Source organism: Microbacterium sp. FG3 (assembly GCF_057809335.1).
The window spans coordinates 1-24,393 of the sequence record NZ_JBMDJT010000019.1; the positions used below are offsets into that span (position 1 = coordinate 1).

General features: G+C 66.7%; 28 protein-coding genes and 2 tRNA genes. 9 read left to right on the forward strand and 21 right to left on the reverse strand.

Translation table 11 applies throughout. The features are described from left to right. The first annotated feature begins 68 nt into the window (after nucleotides 1–68). Genes ACODR5_RS07990 through ACODR5_RS08010 form a run of 5 tightly spaced genes read left to right on the forward strand, consistent with a single transcriptional unit; the run spans nucleotide 69 to nucleotide 4,670 of the window. Nucleotides 69–875: a pseudouridine synthase gene (locus ACODR5_RS07990; RefSeq protein WP_488983263.1), complete on the forward strand. Its 807-nt coding sequence runs from the start codon at nucleotides 69–71 to the stop codon at nucleotides 873–875. Then, nucleotides 872–2,005, forward strand: coding sequence for a prephenate dehydrogenase (locus tag ACODR5_RS07995; RefSeq protein ID WP_488983264.1), 1,134 nt, complete (start codon nucleotides 872–874; stop codon nucleotides 2,003–2,005). The genes ACODR5_RS07990 and ACODR5_RS07995 overlap by 4 nt, the downstream gene beginning before the upstream one ends. Next, complete coding sequence (cmk, locus tag ACODR5_RS08000) at nucleotides 1,995–2,681, forward strand: (d)CMP kinase (RefSeq protein WP_449854980.1); 687 nt, start codon at nucleotides 1,995–1,997, stop codon at nucleotides 2,679–2,681. Before ACODR5_RS07995 ends, cmk begins: the two co-directional genes overlap by 11 nt. Continuing rightward, a complete protein-coding gene (gene der / locus ACODR5_RS08005) occupies nucleotides 2,671–4,197 on the forward strand; it encodes a ribosome biogenesis GTPase Der (protein ID WP_460818049.1) in 1,527 nt (508 codons plus the stop codon). Before cmk ends, der begins: the two co-directional genes overlap by 11 nt. Nucleotides 4,198–4,208: 11 nt before the next feature. Beyond that, nucleotides 4,209–4,670, forward strand: a complete 462-nt coding sequence (locus ACODR5_RS08010; RefSeq protein ID WP_488983265.1) for an NUDIX domain-containing protein — start codon at nucleotides 4,209–4,211, stop codon at nucleotides 4,668–4,670. Between the two features lie 9 nt (nucleotides 4,671–4,679). Here ACODR5_RS08010 and ACODR5_RS08015 read toward each other — a convergent pair whose 3' ends face one another. Genes ACODR5_RS08015 through ACODR5_RS08025 form a run of 3 tightly spaced genes read right to left on the reverse strand, consistent with a single transcriptional unit; the run spans nucleotide 4,680 to nucleotide 6,735 of the window. Then, entirely contained in the window at nucleotides 4,680–5,048 is a 369-nt protein-coding gene (locus ACODR5_RS08015; protein ID WP_460818046.1) for an RNA-binding S4 domain-containing protein, read from the reverse strand. A 14-nt stretch (nucleotides 5,049–5,062) separates the two neighbouring features. Further along, nucleotides 5,063–6,298, reverse strand: coding sequence for an MFS transporter (locus ACODR5_RS08020; RefSeq protein ID WP_460818045.1), 1,236 nt, complete (start codon nucleotides 6,296–6,298; stop codon nucleotides 5,063–5,065). Then, nucleotides 6,295–6,735, reverse strand: a complete 441-nt coding sequence (locus tag ACODR5_RS08025; RefSeq protein WP_488983266.1) for a MarR family winged helix-turn-helix transcriptional regulator — start codon at nucleotides 6,733–6,735, stop codon at nucleotides 6,295–6,297. Before ACODR5_RS08025 ends, ACODR5_RS08020 begins: the two co-directional genes overlap by 4 nt. A gap of 127 nt (nucleotides 6,736–6,862) precedes the next feature. Here ACODR5_RS08025 and ACODR5_RS08030 point away from each other — a divergent pair. Both ACODR5_RS08030 and ACODR5_RS08035 read left to right on the forward strand, forming a co-directional pair. After that, nucleotides 6,863–6,933 (forward strand) — tRNA-Pro (locus tag ACODR5_RS08030). Between the two features lie 20 nt (nucleotides 6,934–6,953). Beyond that, a tRNA-Pro gene (locus ACODR5_RS08035) sits at nucleotides 6,954–7,030 on the forward strand. Here ACODR5_RS08035 and ACODR5_RS08040 read toward each other — a convergent pair. The 16 genes from ACODR5_RS08040 to ACODR5_RS08115 all read right to left on the reverse strand — a co-directional run bounded on the left by ACODR5_RS08040 (nucleotide 6,993) and on the right by ACODR5_RS08115 (nucleotide 21,290). After that, nucleotides 6,993–8,843, reverse strand: coding sequence for a recombinase family protein (locus ACODR5_RS08040; protein ID WP_488983267.1), 1,851 nt, complete (start codon nucleotides 8,841–8,843; stop codon nucleotides 6,993–6,995). The two genes, ACODR5_RS08035 and ACODR5_RS08040, sit on opposite strands and share 38 nt — an antisense overlap. Before the next feature lie 169 nt (nucleotides 8,844–9,012). After that, nucleotides 9,013–10,599 (reverse strand): tyrosine-type recombinase/integrase, encoded by a 1,587-nt coding sequence (locus ACODR5_RS08045; protein WP_488983268.1) that lies wholly within the window; start codon nucleotides 10,597–10,599, stop codon nucleotides 9,013–9,015. Next, the gene (locus ACODR5_RS08050) at nucleotides 10,592–10,831 is read right to left on the reverse strand and encodes a helix-turn-helix domain-containing protein (protein WP_488983303.1); all 240 of its coding nucleotides are present in this window, start codon (nucleotides 10,829–10,831) and stop codon (nucleotides 10,592–10,594) included. Before ACODR5_RS08050 ends, ACODR5_RS08045 begins: the two co-directional genes overlap by 8 nt. Before the next feature lie 2 nt (nucleotides 10,832–10,833). Next, nucleotides 10,834–11,448 carry an ImmA/IrrE family metallo-endopeptidase gene (locus tag ACODR5_RS08055; protein WP_488983269.1) on the reverse strand — a complete coding sequence of 205 codons (615 nt, stop codon included), beginning with the start codon at nucleotides 11,446–11,448 and terminating at the stop codon, nucleotides 10,834–10,836. 67 nt (nucleotides 11,449–11,515) lie between these two features. Then, nucleotides 11,516–11,905, reverse strand: coding sequence for a helix-turn-helix domain-containing protein (locus tag ACODR5_RS08060; RefSeq protein WP_488983270.1), 390 nt, complete (start codon nucleotides 11,903–11,905; stop codon nucleotides 11,516–11,518). 292 nt (nucleotides 11,906–12,197) lie between these two features. Next, nucleotides 12,198–12,980: a hypothetical protein gene (locus ACODR5_RS08065; RefSeq protein ID WP_488983271.1), complete on the reverse strand. Its 783-nt coding sequence runs from the start codon at nucleotides 12,978–12,980 to the stop codon at nucleotides 12,198–12,200. After that, the gene (locus ACODR5_RS08070) at nucleotides 12,981–13,424 is read right to left on the reverse strand and encodes a hypothetical protein (protein ID WP_488983272.1); all 444 of its coding nucleotides are present in this window, start codon (nucleotides 13,422–13,424) and stop codon (nucleotides 12,981–12,983) included. It lies immediately after the preceding gene. Beyond that, nucleotides 13,421–14,236 carry a replication-relaxation family protein gene (locus ACODR5_RS08075; RefSeq protein ID WP_488983273.1) on the reverse strand — a complete coding sequence of 272 codons (816 nt, stop codon included), beginning with the start codon at nucleotides 14,234–14,236 and terminating at the stop codon, nucleotides 13,421–13,423. Before ACODR5_RS08075 ends, ACODR5_RS08070 begins: the two co-directional genes overlap by 4 nt. A gap of 235 nt (nucleotides 14,237–14,471) precedes the next feature. Beyond that, the gene (locus tag ACODR5_RS08080) at nucleotides 14,472–16,712 is read right to left on the reverse strand and encodes a type IV secretory system conjugative DNA transfer family protein (protein WP_488983274.1); all 2,241 of its coding nucleotides are present in this window, start codon (nucleotides 16,710–16,712) and stop codon (nucleotides 14,472–14,474) included. Beyond that, nucleotides 16,684–16,890, reverse strand: coding sequence for a hypothetical protein (locus ACODR5_RS08085; RefSeq protein WP_488983275.1), 207 nt, complete (start codon nucleotides 16,888–16,890; stop codon nucleotides 16,684–16,686). The genes ACODR5_RS08080 and ACODR5_RS08085 overlap by 29 nt, the downstream gene beginning before the upstream one ends. Before the next feature lie 214 nt (nucleotides 16,891–17,104). Then, a complete protein-coding gene (locus ACODR5_RS08090; RefSeq protein ID WP_488983276.1) occupies nucleotides 17,105–17,338 on the reverse strand; it encodes a hypothetical protein in 234 nt (77 codons plus the stop codon). Further along, entirely contained in the window at nucleotides 17,335–18,036 is a 702-nt protein-coding gene (locus tag ACODR5_RS08095; RefSeq protein ID WP_488983277.1) for an MT-A70 family methyltransferase, read from the reverse strand. The genes ACODR5_RS08090 and ACODR5_RS08095 overlap by 4 nt, the downstream gene beginning before the upstream one ends. A 2-nt stretch (nucleotides 18,037–18,038) precedes the next feature. Continuing rightward, nucleotides 18,039–18,962 carry a hypothetical protein gene (locus ACODR5_RS08100; protein WP_488983278.1) on the reverse strand — a complete coding sequence of 308 codons (924 nt, stop codon included), beginning with the start codon at nucleotides 18,960–18,962 and terminating at the stop codon, nucleotides 18,039–18,041. After that, nucleotides 18,959–19,984: a hypothetical protein gene (locus ACODR5_RS08105; RefSeq protein ID WP_488983279.1), complete on the reverse strand. Its 1,026-nt coding sequence runs from the start codon at nucleotides 19,982–19,984 to the stop codon at nucleotides 18,959–18,961. The genes ACODR5_RS08100 and ACODR5_RS08105 overlap by 4 nt, the downstream gene beginning before the upstream one ends. A gap of 81 nt (nucleotides 19,985–20,065) precedes the next feature. Beyond that, nucleotides 20,066–20,878, reverse strand: a complete 813-nt coding sequence (locus ACODR5_RS08110) for a hypothetical protein (RefSeq protein ID WP_488983280.1) — start codon at nucleotides 20,876–20,878, stop codon at nucleotides 20,066–20,068. A gap of 100 nt (nucleotides 20,879–20,978) precedes the next feature. Then, nucleotides 20,979–21,290 (reverse strand): hypothetical protein, encoded by a 312-nt coding sequence (locus ACODR5_RS08115; protein WP_488983281.1) that lies wholly within the window; start codon nucleotides 21,288–21,290, stop codon nucleotides 20,979–20,981. 228 nt (nucleotides 21,291–21,518) lie between these two features. Here ACODR5_RS08115 and ACODR5_RS08120 point away from each other — a divergent pair, with 228 nt between their 5' ends. Together ACODR5_RS08120 and ACODR5_RS08125 are read left to right on the forward strand one after the other, a co-directional pair. Further along, nucleotides 21,519–22,361, forward strand: coding sequence for a hypothetical protein (locus ACODR5_RS08120; protein ID WP_488983282.1), 843 nt, complete (start codon nucleotides 21,519–21,521; stop codon nucleotides 22,359–22,361). 135 nt (nucleotides 22,362–22,496) lie between these two features. After that, nucleotides 22,497–22,787 (forward strand): hypothetical protein, encoded by a 291-nt coding sequence (locus tag ACODR5_RS08125; protein ID WP_488983283.1) that lies wholly within the window; start codon nucleotides 22,497–22,499, stop codon nucleotides 22,785–22,787. 107 nt (nucleotides 22,788–22,894) lie between these two features. Here ACODR5_RS08125 and ACODR5_RS08130 read toward each other — a convergent pair whose 3' ends face one another. Both ACODR5_RS08130 and ACODR5_RS08135 read right to left on the reverse strand, forming a co-directional pair. Then, nucleotides 22,895–23,239, reverse strand: a complete 345-nt coding sequence (locus tag ACODR5_RS08130; protein ID WP_488983284.1) for a histone-like nucleoid-structuring protein Lsr2 — start codon at nucleotides 23,237–23,239, stop codon at nucleotides 22,895–22,897. Between the two features lie 48 nt (nucleotides 23,240–23,287). Continuing rightward, a complete protein-coding gene (locus tag ACODR5_RS08135) occupies nucleotides 23,288–24,127 on the reverse strand; it encodes a hypothetical protein (protein ID WP_488983285.1) in 840 nt (279 codons plus the stop codon). Nucleotides 24,128–24,393 lie beyond the last annotated feature (266 nt).

Genomic DNA, 24,393 nt, shown 5'->3' on the forward strand with positions numbered 1-24,393 from the left:
GTGGGCACCGGGATTCTCGGCGCGCGGGTGGATTCTCGCGGATCGTTCCGGTCTGGGATCCTTGAGGGATGGATCACAACGCCTCCGATGAGGGCACCCGGCTGCAGAAGGTGCTCGCGAACGCCGGGGTCGCGTCGCGGCGCGTCTCCGAGCAGCTCATCGTCGAGGGCCGGGTGCGCGTGAACGGCGCGGTCGTCACCGAGCTGGGCACGCGGATCGACCCCGAGCGCGACCTCGTCGACGTCGACGGCACGGCCGTGCAGCTCGACGCGTCCAAGCGCTACGTCATGCTCAACAAGCCCACCGGCGTCATCAGCTCCATGCGCGACGACCGCGGGCGGCCCGACCTGCGCCGCTTCACGAAGGACTGGCCCGAGCGGCTGTTCAACGTGGGGCGCCTCGACGCCGACACGAGCGGGCTGCTCGTGCTCACGAACGACGGCCCGCTGGCGCAGGTGCTCGCGCACCCCTCGTTCGGCGTGACGAAGGTGTACATCGCGAAGGTGCGCGGCGGCGTCACGGCGCAGACGATCGCGCGGCTGACGCGCGGGGTCGAGCTGGAGGACGGACCGATCCAGGCCGACAAGGCGCGGCTGCTCGACGACTCGGCCGGCTCGAGCCTCGTGGAGCTGACGCTGCACTCGGGCCGCAACCGCATCGTGCGGCGCATGATGGCCGAGGTCGGCCACCCCGTGACCGAGCTCGTGCGGCGCCAGTTCGGGCCCCTGCACCTGGGAACCCTCCCAGTGGGCCGCGCGCGTGAGTTGACTAGGGTGGAACTCGGCGCGCTGCTGACGCTCTCGCGGACGGCGCCGGACGCTCCGCCTGCCGGCGTCGAGCACGAGACCGACGCCGATCGGGAGGGGACGCAGTGAGCGATACGCGTGTGCGTGCCGACGGCACGGTGCCCGGCCGCCTCGCCCGCGTCTCGGGCACGGTCCGCGTCGTCGGTGCCGGCCTGCTCGGCGCCAGTATCGGCCACGCGCTCATGCGCGCGGGCGTCGACGTGGCGCTGGCCGACACCTCGCCCTCGCAGCTGCGCCTCGCCGTCGACTACGGCGCCGGCCGGGCCGCGGCCGCCGGCGACCGGCCCTCGCTCGTCGTCGTGTGCGTGCCGCCCGACGTCGTGGCCGACGTGATCGAGGCCGAGCTGCGCGCGCACCCGGACGCGGTCGTCACCGACGTCGCCTCCGTCAAGCTGCAGCCGCTGCGCGAGCTGCGCGCCCGGGGCGTCGACCTGGCGCGCTACATCGGCTCGCACCCCATGGCCGGACGCGAGCGGGGCGGCGCCATCTCGGCGCGCTCCGACATCTTCACCGGCCGCCCGTGGGTGATCTGCCGCGACGGCGAGACGGCCCCGGCCCACCTGGCGCTCGTGGAGTCGCTCGCGCTCGACCTCGGCGCCGTGCCGATCGAGATGAGCCCCGAGGAGCACGACCGCTCGGTCGCGCTCGTGTCGCACGTGCCGCAGGTGGTCGCGTCGCTGCTCGCCTCGCGCTTCGTGGGCGCGCCGGACGAGGCGCTCGAGCTCGCGGGCCAGGGCGTGCGTGACACCACGCGGATCGCCCACTCGGCCCCCGAGCTGTGGGTGCAGATCCTCGACGCGAACGCGGCGCCCGTCGTCGAGATCCTCGACGCGCTCGCCGCCGACCTGACCGCACTGTCGGCCGCGCTGCGCGAGACCGACGCGCCCGGATCGCGCCGCGCGATCGCCGAGGCGATCCGCCGCGGCAACCTGGGCGTGGAGCGGCTGCCGGGCAAGCACGGCCAGCGCCGCACCTTCGCGACCTTCGTCGTCATGATCGACGACACCGCCGGCCAGCTCGGGCGCCTGTTCGGCGACCTGGGCGAGCTGGGCGTGAACGTGGAGGACTTCCGCCTCGAGCACTCGCCGGGCGCCCCGCTGGGCCTGGCCGAGATCGCCGTCGAGCGGTCGGCGCTGGAGGCGTGCGTGGAGGGCCTGGAGGCCCGCGGATGGCGGATCGCGAGCACCGATGACGACTGAGCAGACCCCCATCATCGCGATCGACGGGCCGGCCGGATCCGGCAAGTCGAGCGTCTCGAAGGAGATCGCGCGCCGCCGCGGCTACGGCTACCTCGACACGGGCGCCGGCTACCGCGCGCTGTCGTGGCACGTTCTGCGCCGCGGCGCCGACACCGCCGACACCGACGCCGTGCTCACCGCGCTGACCTCGTTCGACCTGCGCCTGGGCCTGGAGCCCGACGACCGCACCGTCACGGTGGGCGGCGTCGACGTGACCCGCGACATCCGCACCCCCGAGGTGACGGCCGCGATCTCGGGGTTCACGCGCGTGCCCGAGGTGCGCGCTTACCTGAACGCCATCTTCCGCCGACTGGCGGGGGAGTCGGGCCTCGAGGGCGTGGTCATCGAGGGCCGCGACATCACCTCCGTGGTGGCGCCCGACGCGCCCGTGCGGATCCTCATGACGGCCTCGCCCGAGGTGCGCGCGCAGCGGCGCGGGCTGGAGTGGGGAGCCGACGCCGCCGAGGTCAAGGAGGCGATCCTGCGCCGCGACGAGTCCGACAGCCACGTGCTGGAGCTCGCCGAGGCCGATCCGGGTGTCGACGTCGTCGACACGAGCGAGCTCGATTTCGAGCAGTCCATCGACGCCGTGCTGACGGTGATCGACCGAGAGCTGGGAGGCCGACATGGCCGCTGAAGAAGAGTACGAGGGCGGTCCCGACCGCCTGGCCGAGCGCATGGCCGAACTGGACGAGGAGCTCGTCGAGGCGCGCGCCGCCGCGCTGCGGCAGAGCCTCGAGGACTACGACCTCGACGAGGAGGACGCCGCGCTGCTGGCGGGCCTGCAGTCGGGCGTGGACGGCATCGAGTACCTGCCCGCCCTGCCCGTGGTGGCCATCGTCGGCCGCCCCAACGTGGGCAAGTCGGCGCTCGTGAACCGCATCCTCGGCCGCCGCGAGGCCGTCGTCGAGGACACGCCGGGCGTCACGCGCGACCGCGTCACCTACAAGGCCGAGTGGATGGACCGGCGCTTCTCGCTCGTCGACACGGGCGGATGGGAGCCGGACGCGAAGGGCATCGACCGCTCGGTGGCCGCGCAGTCGGAGATCGCGATCGACCTGGCCGACGTCATCCTCTTCGTCGTCGACGCCATCACGGGCGCGACCTCGACCGACGAGCACGTCGTGCGCCTGCTGCGCAAGTCGGACAAGCCGGTGTTCCTCGTGGCCAACAAGATCGACGACGCGCGCCAGGAGCCCGAGGCCGCAGCGCTGTGGAGCCTCGGTCTGGGCGAGCCGCACCCCGTGTCGGCCATCCACGGCCGCGGCGTGGCCGACCTGCTCGACGAGATCATGAAGGTGCTGCCGACGGTGTCGGCCGTCGCCAAGCACGAGATCGGCGGCCCGCGCCGGGTGGCGATCCTCGGCCGGCCGAACGTGGGCAAGTCGTCGCTGCTGAACAAGGCCGCGGGCGAGGAGCGCGTGGTCGTGAACGACCTTGCCGGCACGACGCGCGATCCCGTGGACGAGGTGGTCGAGCTGGGCGGCAAGATGTGGCGCCTCGTCGACACCGCCGGCATCCGCCGCCGGGTGCACATGGCGCAGGGCGCCGACTTCTACGCGTCGCTGCGCACGTCGGCCGCCCTCGAGAAGGCCGAGGTCGCCGTGGTCGTGCTCGACGTGAGCGAGCCGATCAGCGAGCAGGACGTGCGGATCATCGACCTCGTGCTCGAGTCGGGCCGCGCGCTCGTGCTCGCGTTCAACAAGTGGGACGAGCTGCTGGCCGACGACGCGCGCGGCGGCGAGCGGCGCCGCATGCTCGAGCGCGAGATCGAGCAGGACCTCGCGCACGTGGCGTGGGCGCCCCGCGTGAACATCTCGGCCAAGACCGGCCGCCACCTCGACAAGCTCGTGCCCGCGCTCGAGACCGCGCTGGACTCGTGGGATCAGCGCATCCCGACGGGCAAGTTCAACGCGTTCATCACCGAGCTCGTGCAGGAGCACCCGCACCCGCTGCGGGGCGGCAAGCAGCCGCGCATCCTGTTCGGCACGCAGGCGGGCACGCGTCCGCCGACGTTCGTGCTCTTCACGACCGGCTTCCTCGACCCCGGCTACCGCCGCTTCGTGCAGCGCCGCCTGCGCGAGCTGTACGGCTTCGAGGGCACGCCGATCGTCATCAACATGCGTGTGCGCGAGAGGCGGCAGCGCAAGTGACGCGGGCCCCAATGGATCCGCTCGCCCCGCGCGACCCGGGCGACGCCTGGGTGTACGCGCCGACGGGCGAGCGATTCTGGGGGCGGTTCGGCGCGGCGGGGCTGCTCGCCGTGGATCCGGCCAAGGGGGTGCTGCTGCAGCACCGGGTGGGCTGGAGCCACCATGGCGGCACCTGGGCGCTCCCGGGCGGCGCGCTGCACGAGGGCGAGTCCGCGGTCGACGGCGCGCTGCGCGAGGCGTTCGAGGAGGCAGGTGTGCCGACCGACGCGGTCGCGGTGCGGTTCACCTCCGTGTTCGACGTGGGCGTCTGGGCGTACACGACGGTCGTGGCGGACGTCGTCGCGCCCTTCGACCCGGTGATCAGCGACCCCGAGAGCCTGGCGCTCGAGTGGGTGCCGATCGACGACGTGGCCGAGCGCCCGCTGCACCCGGGCTTCGCAGCGTCGTGGCCGGGGCTGCACGAGCGGCTCTGACCGCGGCGGTCAGTCGCGGCCGCGGAGCTGATCGATCGCGCGCCGTTCCCGCTTGGTCGGCCGACCGGCACCGCGATCGCGCGTGACGATCGGCGCCACGAACTCGCGCGGCGGCGGGGGAGGCGTGCGGTCCTCGTAGGCCTGGGCCGCGACCGGAGCCCCCACCCGCTTGAGCAGCAGCTCGCGCACGCCGAGGACGCGATCGAACCCCGCGATGCGCACGCGCACCTCGTCGCCGATCTTCACCGCATAGGAGGCCTTCACCGGGTCGCCGTTGACGCGGACGTGGCCGCCGCGGACGGCGGTCGTGGCGAGCGAGCGGGTCTTGTACACCCGCACCGCCCACAGCCACACGTCCAGCCGCACGGATTCGGTCATCCGGCCATCGTAGGTCAGCTCGCGTCGCCCGCGGTGACGGCCTCGGCCTCCTCGAGCTCGGCCGGCTCGGGATCGCGATCGATCACCGCGAGGGCGCGGCCCGAGACGGCGAGCACGATCAGTGCGACAAGCGACGCGGCGGCGGCGAAGATGTACGGCACGGTGGGGGAGAACGCGTGGCCGAGCCAGGCCGCCAGCGGCGGAGCGGCCGCGCCGCCCAGGAACCGGACCGCGGAGTACGCCGACGATGCCACCTGGCGGGGCAGGTCCGTGGCTTCCATGACGGCCTCCGTGAGGGTGGTGTTGCACACGCCCAGGATCAGACCGCCGACGATGATGCAGGTGACGAGCGCCGCGGGGGTGCCGACGAGAAGGCCGGCGACCACGAGATCGATCGCCAGAAGACCGAGCATCGCGACGAGCGTGCGACGGCGACCCCAGCGGCGGATGAGGATCGGCGCGACGATCACGCTCGTGATCGCGAGCGCGAGGCCCCACCCGAAGAACGTCCAGCCGATCTCCATGGCGCCGAACCCGAGCGGGAAGGGGGAGTAGGCGAGCAGGATGAAGAACGCGATGTTGTAGAACAGGGCGGCGATCGCGAGCAGGCCCAGCGAGGGGATCCGCAGGGCGCGGAACGGGGCGCCCATGGCGACGGGCGCCGGCCGCGTGCCGGACTCGCGCAGCAGCACGATGATCGCGATGAACGCGATGGCCATGAGCGTCGCGACGCCGAAGAACGGACCGCGCCAGCTCACCTCCCCGAGGAGCCCGCCCACCAGCGGGCCGACCGCGATGCCGAGGCCCAGCGCGGCCTCGTACAGGATGATGGCCGCGCCCGATCCGCCGGAGGCCGCGCCGACGATGGCCGCCAGCGCGGTGGAGGCGAACAGGGCGTTGCCGACGCCCCAGCCGGCGCGGAAGCCGATCACGGCGTCCACGGATCCGCTGATCGCGCAGAGGAAGGCGAAGACGACCACGAGGGCGAGGCCCAGCAGCAGCGTGCGCTTCGTGCCGATCCGGCTCGACACCCAGCTCGTGAAGAGCATCATGACGCCGGTGATGGCGAGATAGCTCGTGAAGAGCAGCTCCGTCTCGACGGGCGTCGCCTCGAGCTGCTCCGCGATCGCGGGCAGGATGGGGTCGACCAACCCGATGCCCATGAACGCGATGACGCTCGCGAAGGCGATCGCCCAGACCGGCAGCGGCTGCTTCCAGATCGGCGTCTCGGCGGGGGCATGGGCGGTCATTCGTTCACTCCGTTCCGGGCCTCGGGGGCCACGCGTTCGTTCAGCAGGGCCGCGGCGCGCCGGATCGCGGCCCAGTCCTCGTCGGCGAGCCCCTCGAAGCGGGGCAGCATGGCGTCGACGAGGTGGGCGCGCCACTGGGCGTACGCGGCGACGCCGCGGTCGGTGGCGCCGATGCGCACGGCGCGCGAGTCGTCGGGATCGCCGGTGCGCTCGACGAGGCCTAGGTCGGCCATCGTGCCGATCAGCCGCGTCATGCCGGGCTGCGTGACGCGGCTCAGGCGCGCGAGATCACCGATTCGCTGCGGCCCGTGATCGCGCAGGATCGCGAGCGTCCGCCACTGTGCGGCCGGCGTCTGGCTGTTGGTGTCGAGGGCGGCGACCCGCGTCAGGCGGTGCGCCGCGATGATCAGGGCTTCGACATCCTCCGCACGACTCATGAACTCGAATATATACCCATGATATATAAGAGGTCTGCGAGGCGGCACGCGGACTTTCCCCACCCCGGGTTCGCGGCACCCCGCGGGAGCGGGTAGACTAGTGGAGTTGTCCGATCGCGGGCGACATCGGGATGTGGCGCAGCTTGGTAGCGCACTTGACTGGGGGTCAAGGGGTTTGCCCCGCTCTGGTCGGCCCGAACAACTGAAAATCTATGCCACGGGCTGTGGCGCAGCTTGGTAGCGCACCTGACTGGGGGTCAGGGGGTCGCAGGTTCAAATCCTGTCAGCCCGACCAGGTGAGGCTTACTGCAAACACCGACCCTATGGGCCGGGTTTGGAGGAGCTTCCAGGGTCAACGAAGTAAGGGAGTCGCCCATGTGGGCGGCTCCCTTCTTCTTCGTGGTCTGGTAGTGCTTGGCCCAGGATGCCTGGGCGAGGTCGTGCAGGCGGCCAGGCGGTGCTCCGATGGTGCTGGCGTGGTAGATCGTCTGGACGGTGAACAGATCACCGAACGGGTCTTCGAGGTCGTGATCGATGATCTCGTCGTGGTCGATGAAGATGTGCTTGAAGATGGCCTGGTTGAGGCGACGGCGGACTTCGTCGCTGGCGTTCATGTACAGCTCGTAGGGATCCTCGAGCAGGCGCAGGTTGGTCTCGATGAACTCGACGGCGTCCTTGAGGGTGTCGACGGTGGCCTGGAGCTGGGCGGTGAGGCGTTCGCGCTCAGTGCCGATCTCGCGCAGCTTGGCGCGGATCTTCTCCTTCGGGATGGTGTCGTCGACGGCCAGCTCCAGGAGGTTGCTCTCCTGGGCGTCCAGGCGCTCGAGTTGCCCTTCGAGCTGCTCCTTCAGTGCGCGTTGTGAGGCTTCCTGCTCGGCGAGGGCGTCGTCGAGGGTCTGGCGCATGGCCTGGAGGAAGTCGGGGCTGAACTGGACGGTGCGGTAGTGCTCCTCGACGGCGCGTTCGATGCGATGGACGTTGGAGTACTTGGCGTCGCAGAAGCCGTCCTGGGTGCCGCGGCAGAAGAAGTACAGGTACTCCTCGCCGCTGCGGGAGATGGTGCGGCGCACGATCATGCGGCGGATGGACTTGTCGCGTCGCCAGCAGGCGCCGCACCACAGGGTGCCCTTGAGGTAGTGGTGCACGACACGGCGGCGCTCGCCTGCCCTGCCGCGTGAGGCCAGAAGGTCTTGCACCTGGTCGAACAGCTCCCGATCGATGAGCGGTTCGTGCCGTCCGGGGTACTCCTCGCCCTTGTACGTGACAATCCCGACGTAGTACGGGTCCTGGAGCATCTGGTGGATCTTCGAGACGGAGACGGGGCCTGCGGGGCGGCGCTGGGTGGGTCGGGTGCGCAGGCCTCGGTCGGTGAGTTCGTTCTGGATGTCTTCCAGGGTTGCCTCGCCTGCGGCGTACATTTCGAACGCCAGCCGGACGAGGGGCGCACGCTCCTCGTCGATGGCGACGGCGCGGATCTCGCGGCCGTCGATGCGATCGATGGTGTTGATGTAGCCGATGGGTGCTTTGCCGAGCGTGCCGCCCTTCTTGGCCTTCTCGCCCATCTTGTAGGCGATGTCGGCGCCCTCCTCGGCGGAGCGGAACTCATTGAACGCGGCGAGGATGCCGTGCATGAGCTGCCCGACCGGAGTCTCGTCGATCGACTCAGTGGCAGAGATGAGGGTGACGCCGCGCTTCTTCAGTTCGGCACCGACGATGGCGTCGTCGAAGCGGTTCCTCGCCATGCGTGAGAGCTTGTAGATGATGACGTAGTCGACGTCTCGCTCGGTGCGGATGCGTTCGAGCATCTGCTGGAACGCGAGCCGCTTGGTCATCTCCCGGGCGGAGCGGCCAGGCTCGATGTACTCGTCGATGATGGTGATGCCGAGCTGGTCGGCCTTGCGGTAACAGGCCTTGCGCTGCGCTGGGAGGGAGATACCTTCCGGGTCGTAGTCGGTGTTGACCTGGCTCGGCGTGGAGACGCGCAGGTAGATCACCGCCCGTTTGCCTACTGGCACGTCGTCCACGGACTGCCCGGTGCCGACGTCGATGGTCTCGAAGCTGAGCTGGTCGGGATGCAGGATGGGTGGGGTCTCGTCGTAGAGCGTCATGGACGGGGCTCCTTCTTCTCGGGCATGAGGGGTGTGGCGGGCAGCGTCAGGCGTGATTGATGAGCGACGAGGCGCTCTGCGGTGGGATGGCGTGAATTTCCGTTCGCAAGGGCGTGAAATGGTAAAATGGAGAAGTCATCGCGACTCTTCGTCTGCATGACTGTATTCATTACCTGCCCCCTTTCTGATCGCCCAGCAGAGGCGTTGTGGGCACCAGCGATAGCGGGAACGATGCCCGACGGAGCTTGGTCATGAGTGCGGCGTTGCATGAGCGACGGAGGGCGAGATGATGTTGTGCTTGGAGAGTTGTGCGCTCGTTTTGACGAACGTTCGGCAGGACGGTTTGACAACTGTTTCTGACAACAACGGAGCCAATAATTCGTGCTTTTGCCTGCTCGCCGATGCTCCGAATAACAGGGGTCGGGGCGTCCACCAAAAGGTGACAAGTCAGGCTCTTAAGCAGGGTGTCGAGGGTTCGAGCCCCTCCTGGCCCTCCAAGAAATTCCGCCGTATCGACCCCCGTTGATCGGCGGTTTTTCTTTGCTTGCCCTTCTTCGCATTCGATGGCATGACTGCTGTTTGACAACCATTCCTGACAACAATTCCCTGATGCGGCGTGCTCCAGGCTGCCCGATGCTGCACTCGTCTGGCGCGGTGCCGTGAGAGCTGCGGCGACTCGTTCGAGCGCTTCGCGTTGGCCGGTGACGTCACCGTGCTGGTAGATCTCCTGCGTTGTCGTGATGTTCGAGTGCCCGAGGATGAGCTGGACGTCGCGTACAGGGACGCCGAGGTTCTTCAGGAGCGTCGCGGCGGTATGGCGCGTGTGGTGCACGGTGATGCGTGGCAGGCCTGCCCGGTCGCGGATCTCGTGGAAGGTGCGCACGAAGTTCTTCGGATCGACTGGTGTGCCCGTCGAGCTGAGTAGGACGAGATCGTCGGCTCCGGGCGCCTGCATCTCGCGGAGTTGCAGAAGCATCTCGCGAATGCTCGGCAGGAGCGGCAGGTCGCGCTTGCCGGCGCTGGTCTTGACCGGCCCGGTTTGCAGCACGCCGTGGATGCGCTGCAGTTGCTGCCGGACGTGGATGATGTCTCGTTCGAAGTCGATGTCGCTCCAGCGCAGTCCCAGCACCTCGCCGCGGCGCATGCCGTAGGTCAGCAGCAGGTGGTAGCCGATCTCCCATCGGTGCCCGGCACAGGCGGCGAGGAAGGCTGTGGCCTGCTCGCCCGTCCACGGTGTGATCGCTTTCCGCTCGTACTTCGGCAGGTCGATGAGGCGTGCGACGTTGCGGTAGACCAGCTCCTCCTTCTCTGCCCGGCTGAGTGCGGACGAGAGCACGGTGCGTACTCGGTGCAGGGTGCGTTCGGAGTTGCCGTCTGCGTAGATGCGGTTAACGAGTTCCTGGACGTCCTGTACCGAGAGCTTGTCGAGGCGCTTCTTGCCGATGAACGGCGAGATGTAGAGGCGAACCGTCGACTCGTACAGTTCGGCTGTGCGTGGCCTGGTCTTGATCGGCACGACCGTACGCATCCAGTAATCGAGGTACCGCCCCACACTCCAGCTCGTTTCCGGCACAGGTATGTTGCGGCGTGCCTGCTCGAGCGCCGCCTGAAGCTTCTCTCGTGCTGCCTGCTGCGTGGCACCGTAGAAGTGGACGCGCTTGCGGCCACCACCGGCGACAAGCACGTAGCCAGAAGCCTGCCAGCGGCCGTCTCCGCGCCGCACCAGGGTTCCTTCGCCGTTGGCTCGCCTACCCATGGAAGCCTCCACGGACGCGGCCGGTGCGTTGCTCGGCGACGTAGCGCTCGATGTCCTCTGCAGGCACGAGCGTTCGGACGCCCACCTTCACGGAGCCGAGCAGTTCGCGTTGGATGAGGCGCTGGACTGTCCACTTGCTGACGCGCAGCACCTGCCCGGCCTCGTCGAGCGTGTAGAGGCGGGGCGCATCGTGGTGGACGGCGCGTTCGCCTGGTTGGTGAATGTTGGTCATGGTCACGATGGGTTCCCTCCTCTCGTGGTTGTCGTTGCTTGTAGGTTCAGGTCGGAGAGCCGTAGGGCTGCTCGGTCGCGGCTGACGCGGAGCCTGCGGGCGAGTTCGACGACGTCGCAGCGGTCTCGTTTGACGAGGCGACGAACGACGCGTGCGGGCATGAGGGCGGCTGAGGCGAAGCCGTCGGCTGCCATCTCGGCTTGGGCGTGCCCGCTGAGGTAGCGCGGGTCGTAGAGGTGCACGCTGGTGTTGTGGTCAAGGATGTGCTTGAACTCGTGCAGCAGCGTGAAGCGCTGTCGTTCCGGGGCGTCCTTGGCGTTGAGTCGGATGATCCAGGTGCGTTCGTCCCGGTTCCAGACGGCAAGCCCGGAGGCGGGCAGGTCGCGATCTGTCTCGACTCTCACCTGCGGGAGGCTGGCGACGAGGACATCGACGGTGATGTTCCGGATGGCCGCTTCTCGGGCGACGAGTGCGCCTTGGCGGGCTGCGATGCGCTGGGCGGCAACCCAGCTGACCGGGCGGGCGCGGTGTTCGCGAGCGAGGTTGCGCAGGCGCCGGATGAGGCCCGAGGGCACCCGTGGCGCCTGCTCAGTCAGCTCGCCGATTTGGTATGTCATGAAGTTCTCCTCCTCTCATTCCCACCCGGGGAGTTAGCCATCACTGATACGTCTCGTCGTCTGCTGCCTAGAACTCGTCTTCGCCGGGCTCTGGCCCGTCGAGGTTGATGCCGCTCTGCTGCGCTATGGCAGCGAAGTAGCCCTCGAGCTGGGCGACCTGGCTCGGAGTGAGCTCCTGGTAGCGAGCCCGGAGGTATGCCCCGAAGGACGGGAGCTTGGTGAGCGACGGGTAGTCGACCAGTGCGTACAGGTCGGCTGCGGGGATGCTGAGCGAGCGGGCGATCGCGGTGAGGATCTCTGGTCGAGGTTGGACGATCTCGCCGTGCTCGATACGCCAGATGGTGTTGTTCACGACACCTGACAGCTCGGCGAGCTTCCGGATCGAGAGATCCTTTTCGATGCGCTTCTGGCGGATGAATTCGCCAAGCTTGGTTGTGGGTTCTTCCGCGTTGCTCATTGCGGTAATCTCCGTTTACATTACTCTCGCTATTTTACCTCGTTGCTCGCAATAAGTCCCGGTCAGAGGCATTTTCTACAACGTTTTAAGGGTCTGCCGTTGGCGAACTTCTGAGATGCATATGCCGTGATGGGTGCTGGTAATAGATGGATGTGGCGTAGGCGTTCTCTGTCACACCGCTACAGGTAGCGAAGCGAGCAGATCGCCATTGGATGACGACGCGACCTGCGTAGGCGTAGTGCTTTTCGCAACAAGCAGCGGATATGCGTCGTTTGGTGGGCGCTCTGGGGGCCTACGTCATGAAGACGTGGAGGCGCCCGTCGTTGCCGGGGATGATGTCCCAGCCGCCCTCGACGTAGTGCCACAGCTCGTCGAGGTCGATCGTCACGACGCCTTCGGGGATGCCGTGCTGTTGGCAGAGCTTGGTGATCTCCTCCTCCCATTGGTTGTATTCGGTGAGTTCACGGACGAGCGCTTCGCGGTCGTCGAAGCTGCCGATGTAGAAGTCCTGGAACGTCTTCTGGAGGTTGTCGGCCGTGGCGTTTACGTCGGGCAGTTTCAGGAACGCCTCGAACGGTGCGCCCAGCTCGTCCAGCAGCGGTGTGAGGCGGTCGCGCAGTCTGCGGATGATCTCCGTCGGAGTGTCGGCCGGCACGTTGACGGCGATCGCTTCCCTACCCTCGCCGGTGCTGGTTTCCCAGAGGATCGATCGGAGGGATGGTGTCTGGCCGTGCGGCCGGTGTGGGAAGCGTCCGTAGGTGTTCTCTGCGGCGATGACTCCGCTGGCGAACCAGGCGACCAGCTCACGGATCGGTTCTGGTGCGCTGGGGTCGTGGTGGATCAGGAGGTACTCCTCGCGGAGTTCCTCGTTGCTGCCTCGGCCGGTGGTGGCGTAGCGCGCCAGCGCGGAGTTCTCGTCGAGGCCGGCATAGCGGACGAGTTCTGCCGCGATTGCACCGGAGGCTTTGGCTCGTACTTCGCCGTCGCCGGTGAGGTTCTCGGGCTTCACGGCTTCGTCGAGGTCGACGTTGTAGTCGTTCTCTGGCTGCTTGTGTCGTGCTCGGAAGCGTTCCATTTACCAGCCCTCCGATGCAGCGGGTGCCGTTTGAAGGGCGCCGAGCGGTTCGACGTCGGATTCGACTTCGAGGAACGTCCACAGCGCGATGACCCAGCCGGTCTGGTAGCTCGGCACTCGGATCGAGGTGAGTTCGGCAAGCGCTGCTGCGGTGTCGAGCTGGTCGGATGCGGCGAAGCGCTCCAGGGCGGAGCCGTCTCCGCTGTGGATGCAGGCGGCGATGAGGCGAGCCGTCTCCCGGGTGATCGGGTGGCCTTCCTCGAGGAGTCGCCCGATGTGCTCTCGCATGCGGGCTTCTTGGTCGAGACGACGCGCGATGCGACGCAGGTCTCGTTCGTGATGAATTGTCATGGTGATGTAGTCCTTTCGTTTAGGTGATGTCTCCCTCCCTGCCCCTATCCCCGGGGCGCTCGGTGGCGGGTTGAAGTGGTGCGGCAGGTTCATCCGGCACCTCCCTCGCTGCCGCGCAGGAACGCGTCGACCTCGCCTGCGGCGATGACGGTGAACATGCCTTTCGGCAGTCCCGGATCGGTACGCAGTGCGGCACGCATGGCGGCGACCCGGGGCGGATCGGTCGTGATCCAGAGCACCGCTGGGTAGATGCCGAGGCTGCGCTGTTCGAGCCCAGTTGCGGCGTGTGCACGGTAGGCGTTTGCCTTGCGGACGATCTGCGGGAGATGCTCCGTGGCGAGGTCTACCTCGATGAACCAGTGGTTCTCGTACTCGCCGCGGGTGATCACGGCATACAGATCCGGTTTGAGGGTCTGGGGGATGCCGTGCGGGCCGGTGTAGGTGCGCCAGCACTGTGGCTCTGCCTCCATCTCGACGCGCTCGATAGCGCCCTCGCGTTGCAACTCGCGGAGCCGGACGACGAGGTCATTGACCGCGGCCCGGTGCTCCATGAACGGCTGACTCGGGGCGGTATAGCGGCGGCGGGTCTTGTATCCGTGTCGCTGCCGTTGCAGGCGTTCGCCGGTGGAGCCGAGCTGCCAGACGTAGCCCTGGCTGCCCTGCCTGACGCCGCCGATCCGGCCCTGGAGGTGCGCGATGAGTCCGTCCCGCTCCAGCCGCGTCAGTACCCGCCAGGTCGCCTTGGTCGCGCCTGCTGCGGTGCGATGAGCATCTGGCGCGATCGGGAAATGCAGTCGCTGGATGTGCCGAGTCGAGAGCAATCGGAATTGCTGGAGGTCGTCGAGGATCGCCAGATCCCGAGGCGACAGCTTCGCTATGAGTGCGTCAGTGGTCGGTGGCATCATGACGCCTCCTGTCTGCCGAAGGCGGCTCGGAAGCGAGCCATCGCGCTGACCTGGGCGGCGGCCTGGTGGAGCCGCGCGTCACCCCTGGAACAGGGGTGAGTCCCATCCCGTAGGGGGCCGAGACGGCCCGAACTGTGCGGAAATCGCTGGTGCGTGGGCAACGTGGCTGGACGGTCGATAGGACGGGCGGCAGGACAGAGAGGACGCTGCTTCACTTCATTCCGAAACTCTCTCCTCATTGCCGTTTCCTCTTCTTCACGCCGAACACCTCGTCCGCTGCACCTTCCGTGTTCGTCTCGCTGTCGCCGGTCTCCGTCGCTGCGGACTGCTCGTCCTCATCGGTGGGCGGCGTCGCCTGCGGCGTGTAGTTGTCCGGCGCGGACGGTGGGCACGCTTCACGGGATGCGGCCAGCACTTCGTCCGGATCGTGCTGGGCGGGCTCAGGCGGAAGGGTCTGGACGAGCGCCCAATCGCGGGTCACCCCGCCAATAACCGGCTTCAGATACGCCTGGAAGCGGTCGAGCTTGAGTAGGTCGATCGGCTCGAGCTCGGGTGCCATACGGGCGATGACCTTGGCCTCGTCGTCGTCCTCGGCCTTGAAGATGAGCTTCGTTCGGGCGTTGGTCTTCGCGGCGGATTGCATCTCGGTGGGCATCTGGTGCCACCCCTGTACGGCCAGCCACCACGACACGTGCATGGAGCGGCTGCGGGCGAGTGCGTCGCTGAGGGAGACCGGCAGGTGCATGAGTCGGTCGGCTTCGTCGACGAACACATGCCCCTGGTGCTTCGAGCGCTCCGGGTCGGTGACGCGCTCCTGGACTGCCTGCCAGATGTCCGCGATAGCCAGCGCAGATATCAGGGCGGCGGTCTCCTCACCCATGAGCGCCGGATTGGTCGGCAGGATGACGATGAGTCGGTCGCGGAAGATGTCCCGGAGCCGGAAGCCGGGGTTGCGCTGCCCGAGGATCTTCACCGCCGCGGGCTTGAGGAGCACCTGGCGGAGCTTGTTCATCGGCGCGGCCAGCACGTTCATCCGCTGTGCAGGCTTCAGCGCGTCGAACCAGGCCCAGAACCCCGCCAGCCCAGGGTCGCTCGAGACAGCGGCGACCAGCCGGCGTCGGTAGCGGTCATCCGTCCACAGCCGGGGCAGATCGAGCAACGTGCTCGGAGCCTCCGGATCGGAGGCACGGATCAGGGTGCGCAGCGACGCCGAGTAGATATCCGCCGTTCGAGGGCCCCAGCCGCTCGCGAAGATCTTGGCGAACACCGCCAGGATGCCATCGGCGACGACATCGGGGTCGCGTCCGGTGGCATCGAGCGGGTTGAAGCCGAGTGGCTCACCGGCCGCACCGTCGATCTCCCGGATGTCCTTCCACCGCTCCCGGGGGATCCGAGCGCGCAGGAACTCGGGCATCTCACTCTTGGGATCAATCACGGCGACGGCATCGCCGTCTCGGATGGAGGCGAGGATGAGGTGCTCCAGGGCGGTGGACTTGCCGACGCCGGTGGGGCCTACGGCGATCCCATGCATGCCGGAATCGGCTCGGGTGATGCCGACGAGCCGTTCGTCACCGGGGATGGCTGAACGAGCGAAGACGCGCTCGGTCGAGTTCGCTGCCGGGTCAAGCCGGAGCAGCTTCGGATGCCCAGGCGGCATGCCGGGGAGGCGCTCGGCGCCCACCGGCCACCCCGTAACACCGACCAGCTCCGTCACCGACAACCGCAGTGGACGATGAAGCACAGCGCGGGTGAACCGTTCGGGCTTGTCGCGGGAGACGGCAACGTCCACGCCGGGCGCTTCCAGGATGGACAGCGCGGAGAGCACCTCGAAGATGAAACGCTGCCGCCCGGCCGGATCACCTCCTGCCGCTGCGACCCGGATGCTGACCTGGAGCCCGTAGTCGGACTGGCGGTCACGGATCCGAGAACGCAGGTCGGTTGGTGCCGTGCCCGAGCCGGTCGTGAGCGCCTGCCAGATGCCGAGCGGTCTCGGATCGGCAATCTTTGCCGGAGTGTGCGCCGGATGGATACCGTGGCCCAGCACGACCTGGAGCGAGATGGCCTCACCTGTATGGAGCCGATGCGAGAGCGCCGAGTAGAGCGCCCTGGTCGCCTGCTCCGCTGCTGATGCCTCGAGCGGCAGGCTGGCAGGCTTCACCGCGATGCGTCCGACCGAGACGGGTGCGATGCGCTGCTCACTGCCCAGACCGGCCATCACGACGCCGGGGATGAGATCCCCGAGCAGACGGCGGAGCTGGTGGACGTGCGTCGCCTCTGTTCCGATCAGGTGGAGGATGCCGCCCGGTGTGGCGAGGGTCTCCAGGACGATCCGGTGGGGGCGGCGTTCGGCCGCCAGCCGCCGCAGGAACTGCCCCGCCTGGGACAGTTCGAGCGGCGTTGGCAGGAACAGACGGGAGTAGACCAGTCCGCTGGCATCGGCGACCGGGCTATGTGCTGGTGTCGGGGTGATCGTCATTGGTCTGCTCCTTTCGCTGCTTGTTGGTGGTGTTCGTGGTGATGTCACTCAGCCGGTCGATGCCGGCGAGGAACGGCCGAGGCTTCCCTTCCAGGCGCGCCGCCTGCTCTGATGCGTTCAGCAGCAAGGCATTGGCGAGCCGGGAGGGATCGGCCGGATTGAAGCGCAGGCTGGTCACACGGACTGGCAGTGATCCCGTGCTACTTCTCCGCCTGCGGCGTGGGGAGGGCTTAGGCATCGCGGACACCTCCCGAAGTGAGATGTCGAACGCGGCCAGAGTGCCCACTTTGGTGGACAGCACTCCAAGCGCTGTTTATACGTCCACTTTGATGGACAGTCAATGGTGTTTGTGAAAAGCACAACGACTTGACAGAGGTAAACGTGCTCATGCTTCACCACCTGTCCTGCCGCGACTTCGCGACTCTTGCGAGAATCCAGATCACGATTGCCACGACTGCCCCGAGTACCAGCCAGCCCCAGATCTGAGCGAGAAATTCGATGGCAATCGTCAGGGCGATAGCGCCGCCGAGAATGAGCAGGCAGGCCGTGAAGAAGCGCTGGCTCATGGTGTCCTTCTCCTTCTCGTCGTCCTTCTTCTTGCCGTCGCCCGGGATGAGCCAGCTCATGACTTCCCCTCCTCGACCTGGAGGACGTGACGGAAGACCCCGCCGCCGCGGATGACGCCGTCTGGCCAGAGGGGATCACCGGGAGTCGGGTCGTAGGCGCGAGCCGAGTACTCCGGCACCGGGTAGCCCGGGATGTGGACGTCGGAGCCGCCAGGCACCTCATTGCCCCAATGGTCGAAGCCAGGGAATCGGCGCCTGCTGAACAGCTCAAGGAACGGGCCGGGGCTGACGCGCTGGATCATGGCCATGGCCTCTTCCGGCTTGTGGCTGTGGTCTTGTACCGGCCAGTCCGCCACGGTGCGCTGCCCCCGATAGAGCACCGGCGCCTTGCCTCGGGTGAACAGCAGCAGATGCTCGTGGCTGTTGCGGAGAAAATTCCCGAGTCCGGTCTTGCGTTTATCCCAGATGAGCTCCGATCGGAAGGTCATCTCCCAGTGCTCCTCGGCGATGCGCTGGGCATCCATGCGGGAGGCGACGAAGCACCAGATCCAGACGTGGGCATTCTCTTCGAGCAGATCGGGGATCGGGAGGCCCGCGATGCGCTCCGTTGTCATGAGGTCGTAGTGGCGTTGCGCGCCGAGTCGCCCCTTCTGCTGGTGACCCCACGGCGGATCCATCACCACCGTGGCGTACCGCTTATGAGCGAAGTCCCGGCCCGCATTATCCGGCCCGGCCACAGGCTCCTTGTTGATGTTCATGATTACTTCATTCCTTTCTGCTGGGCCGAACTGGTATTGCTGCGCCGCATTGATGCGGCTGGTGGCCGAGCTGGGTACTGGTTATGCGCGAGGGGCGAATAGTTGGCAATAGTCCTGTCGGGCGGCAGGACAGGCGGCAGGACACCGCGTTCTTGAGGTGAAGCGGTGTGTTTGGGAAATGAAATGCGCGTTGTAGTTTTCGCGACGCTTTCGCTGGTTGATGCACGCACGACCGTCCCGATTGCGCTGCGGTCGGCATTCCGGCGGCCTGCGGTGAGCGCCGCGTAGAGCGCCAGCGCGACGGTGCCGGGCGGGCTCTGGGTCGTGACCTCGCAGACCGACAGCCGTGGCCCCGCAAGTTCGGCTGGGGCGGGGTGCCCGAGTACGACGGCGAGGACGTGGCCGGGGAAGCTCGACAGTCGCTCGTAGATGTCGGGCAGATCGGCATCCGTCAGTGCGAAGTCGCTGATCGGGACGAACCACACCTCGGCTGTCGGGTTGTTCCGGGCGACCTCCTCGGCTACCGCGAGCGACGGCCCGAGACTGCTGCTGCCGCGGGCATCGAGCGGCACCCGGAGGTTGCGCTCCAGCACCTTCCGGTGCTCGGTCGACCCGACGGCCCCAGGTCGTACGTCCCCACTACTTGGCTGGTCGAAGCTCAGCAGTCCGAGGTGCGTTCCCCGCTTCGAATGCCGGGCGACATGCCGGATGGCCCGGGTCAGCTCCTCGAAGCGGCGGCCGATGGGATCGGCACCGCCGAGGCCGGTCACCGAGTAGGAGTGATCCATCGCTACGAGCACGATGACCGGGCGCTTCGGATCGCTCCCGGGGTGGCCGAGCTGAAGCCCGTCCGGCTGAGGAGCGGTGCCAGCGGACTGTGCGACGATCCGGCTGAGTGCCAGAGCGGACGGCAGGAGGCGACTCATCGGGGATCACCGCTCGTGCGTGCCTTGCGCCCGATAGCCTCAGTGCGTCCCGCGGCCGGGCCGTGGCCTACGACCCCGGGATTGCGAGACAGCAGGCGCCACTTCGCCCCGGTCACCGCGATTCGGGCAGCCGTGCCGCGCTGGGCGTACTCGTCCCGGATCGACGCGGCACGGGTCTGGTGCCGCTCGTACTGGCTCCAAGCCCGAGAACGTGCGAGCGCTCGGGCTCGCCGCAGCTCGACCTCGTAGTCATGCCGGGCAGCGTCGATCTGGTCGGCGACCTCGTCGCCGTAAGCGAACGACGAGAGGAACGATCCGATCGCTACGGACAACGCCAGCGCACCGAACACCAGGCCGGACAGCGACCCCTCGATAGATGTGCGCAGCCCGTAGATGCTGATACCAACCACGAGCCCGACAGCAGCCGAAGCGAACACGATGCCGCGCAGGATGCGAGAGAACCCCTGCCCGTCCGTGAACAGGTGCCGGTACGGCTCCTGCGCCTTGCCGAGGTGCTCGGCGATTCCGGCGCGACGGTTCCGCAGATAGACAGCTCGGACGTCCTTTCCGACCAGGCCAGCGGCGATGGTCGCCACCGATGCCGAGCCGGCCAGCAGGAAGGCGTTGAGCGGCACCTCGCCAAGGCTGATCGCGGCACCCGAGATGCCAGCGACGTCGCCGGTAAGCAGCAGTGCGGTGCGTGCGCCGTACCAGAGCTTGCCGCGCACGCCACGAACCCGATGCGCACCGAGTGCTTCGAGACAGTCCTCGTAGCGCTTGCGAGCCCGCGCGACGGACGGCAGATGGTCGTCGGCCAGCTGACGAGCGGTCTGTGCCCGAGGTGAGAGGCCCGCCGCCGCGATACGTGCGACACGGGCGGCGTGCTCACCGTCAGCGGCGAACAGCGGCTCCTGCTCGATGGCGCGCTCGTCGAGCTCGAGCTCCTTGTAGGTATGCCCGACCTCCTCAGGACGGGCGACGGCATGCGCCTGATCGACCAGCTGCAGCGCCGTCTGATCCATCTCATCCCGAAGCGCGGCAGCGGCCTCCCGTGGGGACGACGTTCCTGCCCGTGTGGGCCTATTCCAGAGCGACATGGCCGGTCACCGCCCCTCGAGGTGTTCGGTGACGACCAGCACGGAGCCAGCCCCGGTGCGCTCACCGAGACGCTGGTAGAACGCCTTCAACGCCTCGACATAGGCCGTCGACGGAGCAGTGCCGCTCGACACCTGCCCGATACCCGAGAACGTCAGCTGGTCGACTGCCGACAGATCCGGGACGGCGATGGCGTCGGCTACAGCGACCGCTTGAGAGGTCGTGATCGAGGTCGGGAGACTTCCCGTCCCCGCCGTCCCGATACCGTCTGTGCGGATGGTGACACCGACGACCTGCTCGCCCTCACTGCCGCGGGTCACCTGGGCGGCGAACTCGGCGGCACCGGACAGCTGCGCGACGACGTCGGTCGAGCCGTCCGTGAGTGCCGCGACTGCCTCGGGGTATGCCTGGTCGATCTGCTCGAGCGTCTCCTTAAGCAACGCGGGCATCCGTCGCAGTCGAGCGTTCTCCGTCGCCCCGTGGAGCGTCAGCGTGCTCTCGAAGACGGAGACGGTGTGGGCGGTGCCTGCCGAGAAGACGACCAGGCTGTACGTGCCGCCACCACAGATCGCGGTGAGCTCGATCGCGTCGCTGACGACCTGACGAGTCGTACTGGACAGACCGGATCGTTCGCCGGAGCCGGAGACATCGACCCGGGTCTGGTGATGCGCGGTTACGTCTGCCGGGCAGGATGCGGCGACCTGCTGGAGACGACCGAGCTCGCCGGGAGTGACCGGGGCGTCGCTGCAGCCGGCCAGTAGGCCGAGCGCGACGATCCCGAGGACGGCCGGGAGCGCCCGGCGTAGATTTGTGTACGTCACGACTGACGTCCTTCCTTGTTCATTCGCGTGGATTGGTGGGGTGATGCGTGGCAGGGGTGGCCCTCGAGTTGGCGCTCAGGGGCCACCCCGTCTGATGTGCTCAGGTCTGCTGGCCGGGTCCGCCACGGGAGGGGCCAGCGGCGCCGGCGAGCACGTCGTCGAAGAACTTGCCGACGCGCGGAGCCACCTGCGCCGCGATGTAGTGCAGCTCGAACGCCAGCTCCGGGAGGTAGTAGCGCAGATCCTGGATGCGCCTGGCGTACTTCTCTGCCGTCTCGGGATCGAGATCCATCAGGAGCGGCAGCAACTTCAGGTGCGCGTCGTCGAGCTTGGCGAGCTGCTCTTCTGCCTGCGCGACGCGGTGTGCGAGCAGCAGGTCACGGCGCGTGGCGTCGTCGGTGTCGGTCGGCATCGTGAACCGAGGGACGGAGGCGAGGTGCGGCATCGGAGGGGTCCAATCGAGAGAGGAAGAGCCGGATCCTGGGGAGTGGATCCGGCTGTGGCTTTCACTGCGACGCCCAGCGGAACGAAGAGACGTATCAAGGGCTTCGCTCCGCGGCGTTGATGCCATTCTCGAAGTCGGGGTCGTCGCTGGCCGTGACAGAAAATTGTCAAGTTCGAACGACGAAAGGAGCCGCCGATGGAAGCCCAGTTCGTTCGGTGGCAACAGGTCGAAGATGACCTGCGCGCGCTCTGGCGGCATGCGCCACTGACTGACGAGAAGATCGAGCGGTACGCACCGCACCTTTCCGCCCTGTTCACGCCTGGACAACCGGCAGGGACCGAGGACGGCGATCTGGTAGAGCGTCTACGCGCGACCTTGTACCGGCTGAACACCGGCGAGGAGATCGATGCTCTGATCGCCGTGCTCGGACTCGACGAAGCGATCCAGCAAGACACGGTCGAGGAGCGGATGCTGGGGTTCGCGGTACTCCGGATGGACGAGTACGGCCACGCCGAGATGCGGGACGCCCGCACCATCCGGCGGCGTGCCGAACGCGGCACAAAGACCGCAGCGCAGTTCATCGTGAGAGACCTTGTGGCCGACTACCGTGACCGGATCGAGGTGCGCATCTGGGGCAGCCTGGAGGAGACGCACTGCTCGGTGACCTTCCGCTCCGTGTGGCCGGAGCACTCGGTCAAGGCCGATCTGGCGAGCTTGGTCTGGTCAGAGTGGCAGCAGGTCGAAACGATCGCGAAGTCCGCGGAAGCCCTGAAGCGCGACTCCGAAGCCGAGTACGTGGACGATCCAGAGGAGGCGCTCGTCACGTACGAGTCAGTCGGTTCCCTCCGGGGCAACCACGGAAGTGCATGGGTGCGGATCTACACCTATGAGTCGCCGCAACCGTATTTCTCTCTTTCTGCGCGTCCAGATTTTCATGTCGAGACGTTTGTCGACGCCACAAACGAAGGCTTCAAAGTGACTATTGAAGTACCGAGAGGTGCGTGGCGGGAAATGCTTGAAGGTGCCACCTCTACCTGATGTAAGGATTGACCAAACAAACAATTCGTGATATTATATTCACCGTTCCTCTTGCTGAGATGGAGCGCTCCCGTCGAGAGCATAGTTGCTCGCGGTTGAAGCGCTCTATCCCACACAAATATCAGGAGGAACAAAATGAGCGAAGACTTCAGCATCGAGGACGAGCGGAACGCTGGTCGCGACATCTGGAAGCTCATCACAACAGTTCTCGACATACCAGAGAGCTCGGACTCGCCCAGGGACTACTGGGACGATGTCATGGAAGGAACGTGCATCCTGCTCGGGCTGGCCTACAAGCTTGCGCTCGAGCTGGAAACCCGCAGCGGCGGCGACCACTCGATGCCGACCGGCACGAAGCAGGCGATGCGCCTGTTCATCGAGCACAAGGACGAGATAGAGAAGGCGTGGTTGCGCGTGCTGGCCTGAGTATCCGTGCCGCCTTCCCGAAATCTGCCCACCGAACACAAGAAGAAGCCCACCGCTCCTTGTGAACGGTGGGCTTCTTCTGTGTGGGGACTGCCGAGCGAGGAAGCTCAGTGAGCGGCGTCGTAGGCCTCGACCACTGCAGCAGGAACACGGCCCCGGTCACTGACCTTGTAGCCGTTCTCGTTCGCCCAGGAGCGGACCGCTGCAAGGTCGGACGTTCGGCTTGCGCCTCGTTGTGCGCGGGAACGGGCTGACTTCGCGACAGTCGAGACGGGGGTTGCCGCTTCGATGAACGGGGCGAGGGCGTCGCGGAGCTTCTGGGCGTTTGGCTCGGACAGGTCGATGTCGTAGGAGCGGCCCTCGAGCGAAAAGCGGATGGTTTTCGCCTCGCCCTCGTCGAGAACGGTGCCGTCGAGGTCATCGATGTACTGAGTAATCTGCTTGCGACTCATGCCCCTGATTATGCCGCACGAGGTCCTACTGTCTACGCGTGCTTGGCGTTATCGATCAAGCTCAACAATTGTGCCGTTACCCCAATCGACGCTAGCTGAAGGATACTCGCCGTAGAGGCTTTGCCATATACGCGGAGGATTTTGGCCGATGCGAGAGTTTTCGATAATCTCAGTTACGAGCATTTCATTACCGTCTTCATTCGTCATAATGTATTCAACAATGAATCGGTCTACTCGAGTTGAATGCCATTCTCCATTAACTTCTACTTCTCGCTCTACGGGGAACGATGTATATCGTGTAGTGCGATCGTATGTGTAATTTGCAGGGTGATTGACATCATCTGGATCAACTAGTCCTTCGCGAACGTCTCGAAGCTCTTGGATGAATCGCTCACTCTCGTCGCTATCCCAAACAATACCTTCCACAAGACGTTCTGCAATTTCTGCATTACGAGGATCACTTTGGTCACGGTTTAGTGCCCGGATCATTTCGCGACGATCATTCAGGAATTCAATTAACTGTTGACCATTACCATACGCTTCTCCCCTACGGTATTCACTATAAGTGGGAAGTCCGTGATTCGAAAAGAATTGATCAACTACGTAGGCCTGAGTTCCTTCAATATTTTGTTCATTAATATGAGTTTCGAACGGGGTGAGCTCATCCCAGTTTGCGAAGCTTTCGTAGTCTGCTTCTGTCATCTCAAACGAGACGGTCTCGACTTCACCTGGTGTTGCGGCAGTCTCGATGGGAGTGGGTTCGCGTTCCTCGGGCGCCGAGGCGACAGAGTCAGGGTCGCCTCCATCGCCCGGACCGGCGCATGCTGCGAGACCGAGCGCGAGTGCGAGCGCTATACCGCCCGCGGAAAGAGCGCGGTAGCGGTGCATGGGAGTCCTGCGCGGCGCTGCGGTACGCGAGTACCTGGCTGGCAGCAACGCGACGACAATATTACGAAGTGGAGGTCGGACACGGTGCATCGGCGTTCCATTCGTGCGGGGCGCCCCAGGGTTTCGGGCGCAGAGGGCTGCGGGTCAGCCAGAACTTACCAATTCCCCGAGGTGTTCACTAGCTGTTGTCGGTTCGCCGCTGGATATAAGAAGGGAGCCTCGCCCTGGCCGAGAACTCAAGGATTCTCGAAGCCAGGACGGGCTCC

Coding starts and splice junctions, on each gene's coding strand:
- ACODR5_RS07990 (WP_488983263.1), top strand. CDS start 69: ATGGATCACAACGCCTCCGATGAGGGCACCCGGCTGCAGAAGGTGCTC.
- cmk (WP_449854980.1), top strand. CDS start 1,995: ATGACGACTGAGCAGACCCCCATCATCGCGATCGACGGGCCGGCCGGA.
- der (WP_460818049.1), top strand. CDS start 2,671: ATGGCCGCTGAAGAAGAGTACGAGGGCGGTCCCGACCGCCTGGCCGAG.
- ACODR5_RS08010 (WP_488983265.1), top strand. CDS start 4,209: ATGGATCCGCTCGCCCCGCGCGACCCGGGCGACGCCTGGGTGTACGCG.
- ACODR5_RS08015 (WP_460818046.1), bottom strand. CDS start 5,048: ATGACCGAATCCGTGCGGCTGGACGTGTGGCTGTGGGCGGTGCGGGTG.
- ACODR5_RS08020 (WP_460818045.1), bottom strand. CDS start 6,298: ATGACCGCCCATGCCCCCGCCGAGACGCCGATCTGGAAGCAGCCGCTG.
- ACODR5_RS08025 (WP_488983266.1), bottom strand. CDS start 6,735: ATGAGTCGTGCGGAGGATGTCGAAGCCCTGATCATCGCGGCGCACCGC.
- ACODR5_RS08040 (WP_488983267.1), bottom strand. CDS start 8,843: ATGACGCTCTACGACGAGACCCCACCCATCCTGCATCCCGACCAGCTC.
- ACODR5_RS08045 (WP_488983268.1), bottom strand. CDS start 10,599: ATGGGTAGGCGAGCCAACGGCGAAGGAACCCTGGTGCGGCGCGGAGAC.
- ACODR5_RS08050 (WP_488983303.1), bottom strand. CDS start 10,831: ATGACCAACATTCACCAACCAGGCGAACGCGCCGTCCACCACGATGCG.
- ACODR5_RS08055 (WP_488983269.1), bottom strand. CDS start 11,448: ATGACATACCAAATCGGCGAGCTGACTGAGCAGGCGCCACGGGTGCCC.
- ACODR5_RS08060 (WP_488983270.1), bottom strand. CDS start 11,905: ATGAGCAACGCGGAAGAACCCACAACCAAGCTTGGCGAATTCATCCGC.
- ACODR5_RS08065 (WP_488983271.1), bottom strand. CDS start 12,980: ATGGAACGCTTCCGAGCACGACACAAGCAGCCAGAGAACGACTACAAC.
- ACODR5_RS08070 (WP_488983272.1), bottom strand. CDS start 13,424: ATGAACCTGCCGCACCACTTCAACCCGCCACCGAGCGCCCCGGGGATA.
- ACODR5_RS08075 (WP_488983273.1), bottom strand. CDS start 14,236: ATGATGCCACCGACCACTGACGCACTCATAGCGAAGCTGTCGCCTCGG.
- ACODR5_RS08080 (WP_488983274.1), bottom strand. CDS start 16,712: ATGACGATCACCCCGACACCAGCACATAGCCCGGTCGCCGATGCCAGC.
- ACODR5_RS08090 (WP_488983276.1), bottom strand. CDS start 17,338: ATGAGCTGGCTCATCCCGGGCGACGGCAAGAAGAAGGACGACGAGAAG.
- ACODR5_RS08095 (WP_488983277.1), bottom strand. CDS start 18,036: ATGAACATCAACAAGGAGCCTGTGGCCGGGCCGGATAATGCGGGCCGG.
- ACODR5_RS08100 (WP_488983278.1), bottom strand. CDS start 18,962: ATGAGTCGCCTCCTGCCGTCCGCTCTGGCACTCAGCCGGATCGTCGCA.
- ACODR5_RS08105 (WP_488983279.1), bottom strand. CDS start 19,984: ATGGATCAGACGGCGCTGCAGCTGGTCGATCAGGCGCATGCCGTCGCC.
- ACODR5_RS08115 (WP_488983281.1), bottom strand. CDS start 21,290: ATGCCGACCGACACCGACGACGCCACGCGCCGTGACCTGCTGCTCGCA.
- ACODR5_RS08120 (WP_488983282.1), top strand. CDS start 21,519: ATGGAAGCCCAGTTCGTTCGGTGGCAACAGGTCGAAGATGACCTGCGC.
- ACODR5_RS08125 (WP_488983283.1), top strand. CDS start 22,497: ATGAGCGAAGACTTCAGCATCGAGGACGAGCGGAACGCTGGTCGCGAC.
- ACODR5_RS08130 (WP_488983284.1), bottom strand. CDS start 23,239: ATGAGTCGCAAGCAGATTACTCAGTACATCGATGACCTCGACGGCACC.
- ACODR5_RS08135 (WP_488983285.1), bottom strand. CDS start 24,127: ATGCACCGCTACCGCGCTCTTTCCGCGGGCGGTATAGCGCTCGCACTC.